This is a genomic window from Colwellia echini (assembly GCF_002843355.2).
Taxonomy (GTDB): domain Bacteria; phylum Pseudomonadota; class Gammaproteobacteria; order Enterobacterales; family Alteromonadaceae; genus Colwellia; species Colwellia echini.
In genome coordinates this window covers 122,343-134,269 of record NZ_PJAI02000006.1, presented here as the reverse complement: position 1 = coordinate 134,269, position 11,927 = coordinate 122,343, and the positions used below count along the sequence as shown (strand labels likewise).

10 protein-coding genes and 1 tRNA gene are annotated in these 11,927 nt (G+C 38.8%); 4 read left to right on the top strand and 7 right to left on the bottom strand.

Annotation, left to right across the window (positions count from 1 at the left end):
* Positions 1-13: 13 nt before the first annotated feature.
* From oppB to CWS31_RS17935, 3 genes are read left to right on the top strand one after another with little or no spacing between them, the layout of a single operon-like run.
* Complete coding sequence (gene oppB / locus CWS31_RS07485) at positions 14-937, top strand: oligopeptide ABC transporter permease OppB (RefSeq protein ID WP_101345518.1); 924 nt, start codon at positions 14-16, stop codon at positions 935-937.
* A gap of 12 nt (positions 938-949) precedes the next feature.
* Positions 950-1,870, top strand: a complete 921-nt coding sequence (gene oppC / locus CWS31_RS07480; RefSeq protein WP_101345517.1) for an oligopeptide ABC transporter permease OppC — start codon at positions 950-952, stop codon at positions 1,868-1,870.
* Positions 1,871-1,880: 10 nt separating this feature from the next.
* A complete protein-coding gene (locus CWS31_RS17935; RefSeq protein ID WP_101345516.1) occupies positions 1,881-3,647 on the top strand; it encodes an ABC transporter ATP-binding protein in 1,767 nt (588 codons plus the stop codon).
* A gap of 84 nt (positions 3,648-3,731) precedes the next feature.
* On the opposite strand, the gene CWS31_RS07470 is transcribed toward CWS31_RS17935, so the two are convergent.
* From CWS31_RS07470 to rpsU, 6 genes are all read right to left on the bottom strand, one after another.
* Positions 3,732-3,808: transfer RNA gene (locus tag CWS31_RS07470), tRNA-Ile, on the bottom strand.
* 248 nt (positions 3,809-4,056) lie between these two features.
* Positions 4,057-4,665: a hypothetical protein gene (locus CWS31_RS07465; RefSeq protein ID WP_101345515.1), complete on the bottom strand. Its 609-nt coding sequence runs from the start codon at positions 4,663-4,665 to the stop codon at positions 4,057-4,059.
* 177 nt (positions 4,666-4,842) lie between these two features.
* Entirely contained in the window at positions 4,843-6,702 is a 1,860-nt protein-coding gene (gene rpoD / locus CWS31_RS07460; RefSeq protein WP_101345514.1) for an RNA polymerase sigma factor RpoD, read from the bottom strand.
* Between the two features lie 281 nt (positions 6,703-6,983).
* A complete protein-coding gene (dnaG, locus tag CWS31_RS07455) occupies positions 6,984-8,741 on the bottom strand; it encodes a DNA primase (protein WP_101345513.1) in 1,758 nt (585 codons plus the stop codon).
* Between the two features lie 219 nt (positions 8,742-8,960).
* Complete coding sequence (locus tag CWS31_RS07450) at positions 8,961-9,410, bottom strand: GatB/YqeY domain-containing protein (RefSeq protein ID WP_101345512.1); 450 nt, start codon at positions 9,408-9,410, stop codon at positions 8,961-8,963.
* A gap of 52 nt (positions 9,411-9,462) precedes the next feature.
* On the bottom strand, positions 9,463-9,678 hold the full coding sequence (rpsU, locus tag CWS31_RS07445; RefSeq protein WP_076420232.1) for a 30S ribosomal protein S21: 216 nt from the start codon (positions 9,676-9,678) through the stop codon (positions 9,463-9,465).
* Between the two features lie 313 nt (positions 9,679-9,991).
* Between rpsU and tsaD the strand changes: the two genes are divergently transcribed.
* Positions 9,992-11,044, top strand: a complete 1,053-nt coding sequence (tsaD, locus tag CWS31_RS07440; protein ID WP_101345511.1) for a tRNA (adenosine(37)-N6)-threonylcarbamoyltransferase complex transferase subunit TsaD — start codon at positions 9,992-9,994, stop codon at positions 11,042-11,044.
* A 66-nt stretch (positions 11,045-11,110) separates the two neighbouring features.
* Here tsaD and plsY read toward each other — a convergent pair whose 3' ends face one another.
* Positions 11,111-11,707 (bottom strand): glycerol-3-phosphate 1-O-acyltransferase PlsY, encoded by a 597-nt coding sequence (gene plsY / locus CWS31_RS07435; protein WP_101345510.1) that lies wholly within the window; start codon positions 11,705-11,707, stop codon positions 11,111-11,113.
* Between the last annotated feature and the right edge of the window lie 220 nt (positions 11,708-11,927).

The following is an 11,927-nucleotide window of genomic DNA, read 5'->3' as shown; positions in this document are numbered from 1 at the left end:
AGCAAATATATCTATGTATAAATTTATTATTAAGCGCTTCTTAGAAGCCATACCGACATTATTGATATTAATCACTTTATCTTTTTTTATGATGCGTTTGGCTCCCGGCAGCCCACTTTCTAGTGAGCGTGGTTTACCTCCGCAAATCGTTGAAAAAATAGAAGCAGAATATGGCTTAAATAAACCGATTCACGAGCAGTATTTCACCTATTTAGGTAATATATTACAAGGCGATTTTGGCCCGTCTTTTAAATATAAAGACTATTCAGTTAACGAGCTAATTGAACAAGCACTCCCTGTTTCTGCCACTATAGGTTTATTGGCGTTTATCTTTACCACCATTGTTGGCGTTGCCATTGGCACCTTAGCAGCATTAAAACAAAATACTTGGCTTGATTACACTATGATGTCTACTGCAATGCTTGGCGTTATTATGCCCTCTTTTGTATTAGCGCCCGTGCTTATTTATATATTCTCAATAGAACTTGGTTGGTTACCTGCGGGCGGTTGGCAAGGCGGCAGTTGGCAGTACATTTTATTACCCATGTTAAGCATGTCTTTACTATATATTGCTTCATTTGCCCGTATTACCCGCGGCTCTATGATTGAAACATTAAGCTCTAATTTTATTCGCACCGCTAAAGCGAAAGGCTTACCTTACTCAACCATAATATTACGCCATGCCTTACGCCCTGCACTACTACCCGTATTATCTTATATGGGACCTGCATTTGTCGGTATTATTACAGGTTCAGTGGTTATCGAAACTATTTTTGGTTTACCTGGATTAGGCAAATTATTTGTTAATGGCGCTTTAAATCGAGACTATTCATTAGTGCTTGGTTTAACCATACTAATTGGCGCTTTAACCATTACCTTTAACGCGATTGTCGATATTTTATTAGCCGCTATCGACCCTAAAATCCGTTATGAGTAAGGAGAAAAACTCATGATAAATAAAGCAAAAAATAGCCAAGCGATCGAGAGTCTTTCTGTAGATATAACGCAAGGAATTGAAGTACATGGCCGCAGTGTATGGCAAGACGTTTGGCGTCGATTTAAAGCCAACCGCGCAGCAATGATCAGCGTGTACATTCTTAGTTTTATTATTATTGCCGTGTTGTTTGGGCCATTATTCGGCGCGCACGGTTTTGATATGGCAGACTGGCCAAATATTCATACCGGCCCTAATTGGCAAAATGGACATTATTTAGGAACCGATTCATTAGGCCGCGACCTATATATGCGGGTACTAATTGGCGGACGTATTTCAATTTTGGTAGGTATTTTAGGTGCCCTAGTCGCGGTTTTAATAGGTACTTTGTATGGTGCAGCGTCCGGCTTTATTGGCGGTAATACCGATAGAATAATGATGCGCGTTTTAGAAATTCTCGCTTCTATGCCATTCATGTTTTTAGTTATTCTTTTAGTCACTTTTTTTGGTCGTAATATCTTTTTGATTTTTGTCGCTATTGGTTGCGTTTCTTGGTTAGACGTAGCACGGATAGTTCGCGGTCAAACCTTGAGTTTAAAAGGTAAAGCCTTTATTGAAGCCGCACAAGTATGTGGGGTAAGTAACTGGAAAATTATCACCCGTCATATTGTACCTAATGTGCTTGGTGTTGTTGTGGTGTACGCTACTTTATTAGTGCCTGGGATGATTTTATTTGAATCCTTTTTAAGTTTTCTTGGCTTAGGTGTACAAGAGCCAATGACCTCATGGGGAGCATTACTACAAGAAGGCGCGCAAACCATGGAAGTAGCAATTTGGCAGCTTTTAGTGCCTGCTAGCTTTATGATTTTAACGCTATTTTGTTTTAACTACCTGGGCGACGGTTTACGTGACGCGCTCGATCCAAAGCAACATTAAGGAACCGAACATGTCACACTCAAAAAACACACCAGAAAATCGACAAGAAGTGCTATTAGCCGTAAAAGATCTGCAAGTGCAGTTCAACACTCCAGAGGGAATAGTTACTGCAGTTAATAATCTGAGCTTTAGTATCAAACAAGGTGAAACCTTAGGTATTGTAGGCGAATCAGGCTCAGGTAAAAGCCAAACGGTATTTGCTTTAATGGGATTACAGCCAAGTAATGCCATGATTAAAGGCTCAGCAACGTTTGAGCAACAACAGTTACTGAATTTACCTAATAGTCAGTTAAATAAAATACGTAGTAAAAAAATAGCAATGATCTTTCAAGATCCAATGACCTCACTTAACCCTTATCTAAAAGTAGGTGAGCAATTAATTGAAGTGTTACGTCAGCACAATGGCATGAGCAAAAAGCAAGCTTATAACGAGTCGGTAGCCATGTTAGAGGCGGTAAAAATTCCTCATCCCGCACAACGCATGAACCAATATCCTCATGAGTTTTCAGGCGGCATGTGTCAGCGCGTTATGATCGCCATGGCATTATTGTGTAAACCACAGTTATTGATTGCCGATGAGCCAAGTACCGCGCTAGATGTTACCGTGCAAGCGCAAATTATGCAGTTGTTACGTGAACTACAAAGCGAGTTTAATACTGCGATTATTATGATCACCCATGACTTAGGCGTTGTTGCTGGTATTTGCGACAATGTGTTAGTAATGCAAAATGGTGAAATGCAAGAATACGGCAGCGCCGACGATATATTTTATCGCCCACAAAATTCTTATACTCAAGCTTTATTAGAAGCCGTTCCAAGATTAGACAAAGACGTAACCAACTTAGCCAGCTTATCAATCAATGAGCAAGCTAGTGCGTTAGCTGAAACTGAGTCTAGACCAGAGCTTAAAGCAGAGTCTACAGCACAACCTGAAAAATCCACTGTAATATTGGATGTGCAAGATATTAAAGTACATTTTTCTATTGTGAAAAAGAATGCCCTGCCATGGACAAAACCTAGCCTATTAAAAGCCGTTGATGGCGTTTCTTTTCAGGTAATGGCAGGTGAAACCTTAGGTATTGTTGGCGAATCTGGCAGCGGTAAATCAACCTTAGCCCGCGCTATTATTGGTTTATTAAAACCAACATCAGGTAAAGTAATTTGGCACGGGCAAGATCTTACCCAGTTCGACAAACAAGCATGGCATGCTGAACGTCGTAATATTCAAATGATTTTTCAAGATCCACTTGGCTCGCTTAACCCAAGAATGACCGTTGGCGAAATAGTTGCCGAGCCACTAAGAACATACCACCCAGAGCTATCATATAACGATCGTAAGCAACAAGTACAAGCGATCATGAGCAAAGTTGGTTTACACCCTAACTTAATTAATCGTTACCCCCATGAATTTTCAGGCGGTCAATGTCAACGCATCGGCATAGCCCGAGCTTTAATATTAAAACCAAAACTGATTATTTGTGATGAACCCGTATCTGCACTCGACGTATCCATTCAAGCGCAAGTGATTAACTTACTCAAACAACTGCAACAAGAGCTCGGGCTCAGTTTAATTTTTATCGCCCATGATCTAGCCGTGGTTAAACATATTTCCGACAGAGTATTGGTGATGTACAAAGGTAACAAGGTAGAAATGTCCGAAGTAGAGAAACTGTATGCTGAACCTCAACACGACTATACCAAAGCACTATTATCCGCAGTGCCAATTCCAGATCCAAAAATAGAAAGAAATAAAAAGGTATTGGAATATGTTGGATAAGTGGAATATTAGCAATGAGCTAATGATTAAGTATTAACTGATGAACTAGTAACTGTATTGAGTCACGATTTGAGATAATGAAAATGGTGGGCCTTCGCAGACTTGAACTGCGGACCTGCCGATTATGAGTCGGATGCTCTAACCAACTGAGCTAAAGGCCCATTTTCATTTATTTGGCCTGGTATTCTAGGACTTTGTTAAGGCAATTGATTAGCCTGATTAACAAAGCGCGTGCAGTATAAGCATTTTTTATTTTGTTGTCACCTACTGAACTTTAAATAATTAAGCTTTTTTAACTGTTAGCTTGTTTCTTAAACAATATAACTAATTAACAGCTAAACAATGGCTCAACGATAAGTAAAACCAATAACTAAAGCCAGGAATTAAATCTAATAGTTAAACCTAATAGTTAAAATTTAAAGGTTAAGCCTGCATTTACTTCACCTTGCATCCATACATTGCTGGATATGTAACCTACACAGCCATTTGGTCCACAAAAAAGCGCGCCCTCTGAATCAAAAAATGTTGCATAAGCTCGACCTTCTACTCTAAAGCTTATACTTTCAGTGAGTGGTATTTTACTTGCCAGACCCACATTAATTGAAAAACGGGTTTCACTGCTATACTCACTATCTTCGGGTTCAAAGTGTGTTAACCCCAAACCGCCGACAACATTAACAGGTAATGCACCTTCAGATATAGGCACAGTTCCACCTAAATGCGCATAGGTAATACTAAGTTCGTTATCGCTTGTTGAAATGTTACTTAAGTCGGAGAAGTTTGTATCGTAATAACTAATTAAAAACTCACCTTGGTGTTTTCTATCAACAGACCAAGCAGATACTAAGCCATAGCTAGTACCATCTTCTAATTCTATTGACGAGCCTTGTGCGTTATCAAAATCACCGCCGAAGCGATAACCTATCATTGGGGTTATTTCAAAGTTTAATGGCTGCTTTGCAATTGAAGGCGTTGCTACAATAGAAAGAGCACAAGTAATAGTTAATATAACGCGCATATCAAAATTCCTAAGTTAAATAACTTTATAAAATGGCCGCCCACAAAAAAAGAGCAAGCTAGGCAACTAACTTACTCTTTTTTATCTCTATTTAACACAGTATTTTATTATCAATAATTAAATATAACTAAACCAAATACTAATAAAGACTGTTAAATACTATTTTTTACGTTCTTTTTACTCGCCGTCTAAGAAACTCTTCAGTTGTTCAGAGCGAGATGGATGGCGTAACTTACGCAATGCTTTCGCTTCAATTTGACGAATACGTTCACGTGTTACATCAAACTGCTTACCAACTTCTTCTAAGGTGTGGTCAGTATTCATGTCGATACCAAAACGCATTCTTAGTACTTTAGCTTCACGGGCTGTTAGGCCGGCCAATACTTCATGAGTAGCACCTTTAAGATTTTCAGAAGTTGCAGAGTCAACCGGAAGTTCACCGCTACCATCTTCTATAAAGTCACCTAAGTGCGAATCTTCATCATCACCAATTGGCGTTTCCATTGAAATTGGCTCTTTAGCAATTTTCAATACTTTACGAATTTTATCTTCTGGCATCACCATACGTTCAGCTAATTCTTCTGGCGTAGGCTCACGTCCCATTTCTTGTAACATTTGACGAGAAACACGGTTTAATTTGTTAATCGTTTCAATCATGTGTACAGGAATACGAATAGTACGTGCTTGGTCGGCAATTGAACGGGTGATTGCTTGACGAATCCACCAGGTTGCATAAGTTGAGAACTTATAACCACGACGGTATTCAAACTTATCAACAGCTTTCATCAAACCGATATTACCTTCTTGAATTAAATCAAGGAACTGTAAACCACGGTTGGTGTATTTTTTCGCAATTGAAATAACTAAACGTAAGTTAGCTTCAACCATCTCTTTTTTGGCGCGACGAGCTTTAGCTTCACCAATAGACATACGACGGTTAATATCTTTAATGCCGTAAATATTAAGGTGCGTTTCTTCTTCAATTTGGTTTAACTTGTAGATGTTACGTTCTACATCTGGTTCTACATCGCTAAGTCTTGCTGAGTAAGGATGACCTGCTGCTTTTTCAGCTTCAAACCATTCTTTAGACGTTTCGTTACCAGGGAATATTTTGATAAATGTTGTTTTAGGCATGCCTGCACCAACAACACAGTGCTTCATGATTAAACGTTCTTGCACGCGCAATCTGTCCATCATGCCGCGCATGTTTTTCACTAATTTATCAAATAATTTAGGAATTAAACGAAATTCTTTAAATACATCGGCTACGGCATCAATCGCTTCTTGAGCGTCTTTATGACCACGGCCTTTTTTGAGAACGATTTTAGTCGCATTTTCATGTACTTCACGTAGTAAAGCGAATTTTTCACGAGCTAATTCTGGATCAGGACCTGTATCTTCTTCTTCTTCGTCCTCAGCATCTTCATCGTCATCATCGTCATTTTTTTCGTTGTCTTCATCAGCCAATTCATCTTTAGACAATTCACTACCAACATGCGTTGCCGCAGCAGGTACGTCTTCATCTTCAGCATCAGGGTCTAAGAATCCAGTAATGATATCAGTTAGGCGAATTTCTTCTGCTTCAAAGTTATCCCACATTTCTAATAGATAATTAATTGCGGGTGGGTATTCAGAAACACTACGTTGAACTTCTTTAATACCTTCTTCAATACGCTTCGCAATGACGATTTCGCCTTTACGAGTAAGTAATTCAACCGTGCCCATTTCACGCATATACATACGTACAGGGTCAGTTGTGCGACCAATTTCGCTTTCTACTGTTGCTAATGCTTGTGCAGCAGCTTCGGCGGCATCTTCATCTGTATTACCTTCGCTCATCATCAAGGTGTCTTGATCAGGTGCGTTTTCAAATACTTGAATGCCCATATCATTGATCATGCTAACGATATCTTCAACTTGGTCAGAATCGATAATGTCTTGTGGAAGATGATCATTAACTTGAGCAAATGTTAAATAACCTTGTTCTTTACCTTTAGTTATCAACTCTTTAAGTCTAGATTTAGGGGCTTGTTCCATTGACGAGTGTCCACCTGTATTATAAAAATATGGAATATAAATTTGCGTTTAGTGCATTATTTGTGCATTAATTAGAGCGACAACAAGACGCAATAAAGCAGGAAATTATAGCGAATTTTTTACGCGGTTACCAGCTAATATACGGTCTTAATCACTTAATGCTGTTCAAGCTATTTACATAGCGCTAATCTTACTTTAGTGCTTAATTTTTAGCACAAAAATCAATTATTTCTTTTATCTATTTCTCTACTCAATTTGCTTAGTATAGCTAAGACAAAGAGTTAAGCATTGAGTATTGCTTGTAATTCTTGTTTTTCTTGCGTTGTCATTTGACCCGCACGAGCTTTTTGTAATAACACTTCAGCCCGCTGTTCTACAAAGTTGTTTAATAGCTTTTCGATACTATCCAAAAAAACATCCGTTGCTGCGTCAGCTTCTACGTGATGTTGCCAACACATTAGCTTGGATAATTGCACGCCTTGCTCAGTCCCCCGAAAAGACTCAAGTAACTGAGCAGACTTTATTTCTGGGTTTTGCTGACATACGCCTAGCACTTGTATCAACAACGGTATTCCCGGTGCTGTTAAGGCTTGCAAAACATTAATATCATCTAAGCTATTAGCTATATGGGGATGCTCTAGCAATAATGCAAGTGCTAATCTAACTGGCGTGACTTTTGTTTGTTTTGTCACCGCTTTTTTTACTGCGCTAGCTTTTATATTTTTGGTTAGTTTCGCTAAAAATTGTTCGCTGCCTGTACCAAAATTATTCGCTATTTCATTGAGCATAGAATCTTTTAAAATACTATCTGGCAGTTTAGCTAAATAAGGCTGAAAAGATTCAACTAAAGCAGCTCGGCCTTCTAATGAGCTCATATCCACTTTTTGCATCAACTGTTCAAACAGAAATTTTGATAGCGGCATAGCGTTATCAATAATTGTTTCAAAAGCTTTTTGGCCTTGAGTTCTGATCAAAGAATCAGGGTCTTCACCATCAGGAACAAAAACAAATTTTAAGGAAAAACCGTCACGAATAAGTGGTAATGCATTTTCCATTGCCCGCCAAGCAGCATCTCGCCCAGCACGGTCACCATCGTAGCAACAAATAACTTCTGGCACGGTTCGAAATAGGGTTTGTAGTTGTTCAAACGTTGTCGCGGTGCCAAGTGATGCTACTGCATAATCAACACCATGTTGCGCTAAAGCGACAACATCCATATAACCTTCAACCACAACAAGACGTGTAAGTTGTTTATTAGCCTGTTTGGCTTCGTGTAAACCGTAAAGCTCTTGGCCTTTATGATAGATACGAGTTTCAGGTGAGTTCAAATATTTAGGTTTTGCATCTCCTAAAACACGTCCGCCAAAACCTATAACCCGACCACGTTTATCGCTAATAGGAAACATGATACGACCACGAAAACGATCATAAGGGCGATTTTTTTCACCTGAGATAGCCATCCCTAAATCAATAAGTTGTTGGTTGGCCTGGCCATTGTTTGAGAAGGTATTCATCACACCATCCCACTCATCACTAATATAACCAATGCCAAAGCGCTTAACGACCTCACCACTTAAACCACGACCTTTGAGATAATCTATTGCTGTTTCTTTGTCTTTTGCTGTTTTTAATTGTTGCTGGAAAAAACGACTAATGTGCGCCATTAGTTCATAGTCATCTTGTTTTTGTTGGTAAACTTGTTGCTGTCGACGTTGCTCTTCAGGACTCGCAGTGTTTTCTTCGCGAACAACTTCCATACCACAGTGTGAGGCTAACTCTTCAACGGCATCAACAAAGTCTAAACGGTCAAATTCCATTAAAAAAGAGATAGCGTTGCCGTGTTCTCCGCAACCGAAGCAATGATAAAACTGTTTATCTTGGCTTACCGTAAATGACGGCGACTTTTCATTGTGAAAGGGGCAACAGGCTTGATAATTTTTACCCGCTTTTTTTAACGGTACTCGGCTATCAACAAGATCAACAATGTCTGCTCTGCTAAGTAAGTCATCAATAAATTGTCGGGAAATACGTCCAGCCATAAGGTTTTATTAGTCATTTTAAAAAGGAAGATACAACGCAGCTATTCTACACAATACACGAATAGAAGTGATGATATTTTTTAAGTTATCATCCAAGTTATGGCTAATACTTAAGGTGTAACGCAGGAAAAATGGGTATAAAAAAACCGTAACAGCTATAGCTATTACGGTTCTTAAAGTATTGGGTTATAATTAATTTATATTTAAATATTATATTAATTATAACTTTTGCAAACCAGCCCTTACTTGACCGCTTACAGCGCCCATGTCAGCCTTGCCTTGCATAACAGGTTTTAAAATGGCCATTACTTTTCCCATGTCAGCCATAGAAGCTGCGCCAGAGTTAGTAATTGCATTACCTATTAATACTTGAATTTCTTCTGCGGTAAGTGGTTGTGGCATAAAAAAGTTTAATGCAACAATTTCTGCTGCTTCTTTTTCTGCTAATTCTTCACGACCGCCTTCATGAAACATCTTAATGGATTCTTTACGCTGTTTAACCATTTTGGTTAATACAGCGAGGATGTCTTCATCAGTTGCTTCTGATTTTTGAAGTCTTACGACTTCATCAATCGAAGAAATTGCCATGCGAATTACACCAAGACGAATAGTGTCCTTAGCGCGCATAGCAACTTTCATTTCATCTTTGAGTTGTATTAGAAGTGACATTTGCTCTCCATAATAAGCAATCTCTTAGAGGATAGTTTGACTAAGATAATTCTTAGTACATGCGAACGCGACGAGCATTCTCACGAGAAACTTTTTTGGCAGCACGTTTAACAGCAGCTGCTTTCTTACGTTTACGTTCCCAAGTTGGCTTTTCATAACATTCGCGACGACGAACTTCTGAAAGGATTCCTGCTTTTTCACATGAACGTTTAAAACGACGTAATGCAACGTCAAATGGTTCGTTTTCTCTTACTTTAATTACTGGCATGTACTTTATTACCTTAGGGTAGCTATATAAATTGGCGTTTGATTTCGGCTCTGCCATGCAATCATTTGCAAGGTTTTCCTCATCTACACCCACTCTATTAAAAATTGGTGCCGTATTCTACTGTCAATCACTCACTAAAGTAAAGGTTAATTTACGACAGATTTAATAATATAAACTTAACCGAGACGAAACCCTCCTCAAATTCAAACCAAATATTCTGGTGCAATATTCATAAAGCAGGTAAAATCGCCGCGTTACGCTTTGCTTCATTAAAAGCAAAGCAATCATTCTATTGTGTTGAGACTTTGTATATATGCGTATTTTAGGTATTGAAACTTCTTGTGATGAAACTGGTATCGCCATTTATGATGATGGTCAAGGTGACAGCCCTGAAGGCATACTCGCCCATCGTTTATATAGCCAAATAGCAGTTCATGCTGATTATGGCGGCGTAGTACCAGAACTTGCTTCTCGTGATCATGTGCGTAAAACTATTCCGTTAATTCAACAAGTTTTAGCTGATGCAAAGTTAACTCCCCAAGACTTAGATGGTGTTGCTTATACTGCTGGTCCTGGTTTAGTTGGTGCGCTTTTAGTAGGTTGTTCTATTGGTAGAAGTTTAGCCTACGGCTGGGACTTACCTGCTGTACCTGTGCATCACATGGAAGGTCATTTACTAGCGCCTATGCTTGAAGATGATGTACCTGAGTTTCCTTTTATCGCTTTATTAGTATCAGGCGGACACACTATGCTAGTGCGTGTTGATGCTATTGGCGAATATAAATTATTAGGTGAATCAGTTGATGATGCTGCTGGTGAAGCCTTTGACAAAACAGCTAAATTATTGGGCTTAGATTATCCTGGCGGCCCAGCATTAGCTAAAATGGCTGAACAAGGTGTACCCGGTAGATTTAAATTGCCACGTCCAATGACCGACCGACCTGGTTTAGATTTCAGCTTTAGCGGTTTAAAAACAGCGGCTGGCACTTTAGTTCGTAAAGAGTGTAATGATTTAAGCGCTGAAGCATTAAAACAAACTCATGCCGATATTGCTCATGCTTTTCAACAAGCAGTAGTTGATACTTTGGCAATAAAATGTAAACGCGCCTTACAACAAGAAAGTTTAAACCGATTAGTTATTGCTGGTGGCGTGAGCGCCAATACATCTTTACGCGAAAAATTAGCGGTTACTACCAAAAAACTTGGTGGCAGCGTATTTTACCCTCGCCCTGAATTTTGTACCGATAATGGTGCGATGATCGCTTACGCAGGTATGCAACGATTAAAAGCAGGAACGGATGCAGATTTAACGTTTAAAGCAAATCCGCGTTGGGCATTAGATTCATTACCTTCGATCAGAAAGTAATCTAAGCTAACTCTAACTTAGCCTGGCTAGCTTAGCTTTCATCAGATGATAATAAAAAGCAGTATCTTAGCTCTTTATTTTACGGGTTATTTTATCTTCTGTACCGTTAAGTAAGCGCTTGATGTTATCTCGATGACGAAAAATAATCAGCGCACTTAACATTAACGTTGGGTAAACATATAGCGGCTTTAAAAAATACACATAAAGTGGTGCAATTGATACGGTAACAATAGCCGCTAAACTAGAATACTTGCTAATTTTAGCCACCACTATCCAAGTAAGAATTAACAATCCCCCCAAAGTAAAACCTATCGGTAATAAAGTACCTAATGCAGTAGCAACGGCTTTTCCGCCTTTAAAGTTGAAGAATATCGGATAAATATGCCCTAAGCAGGCTGCAACACCAATAAAACCTAAATATAAAGAATCGACGTGCAGAAAAAAGGCGCCCCAAACAGGAATAGTCCCTTTAAGAATATCAAGAAATAATACGGTAGCAGCCGTAAAAGCATTGCTCATCCGCAAGACATTAGTTGCCCCAGGGTTTTGTGACCCTGTTGTTCTGGGATCAGGTAAACCTAACAGTTTACAAACTAATATAGCACTAGAAATTGAGCCTATTAAATAAGCTACAATAATCATAGTTAATGTAAGTAATAACATCTAATTGCCAAATCCCATTGCTTATCTATATTGCTCGATATAAAAATTGATGGTAAAAACTGATTTTGAAAGGTATTTTTTATTCTATTTTCATCTCTGCTAGTTTTTACATTACTTCGCAGGTAAAATCCTTGTGTATTTTGTAACAATTGTAGCATTACTGCAATAGTTCTTCTCGCGGTTACTTTTAACAAGTGAATATTGGCTTTAATACCTGTTT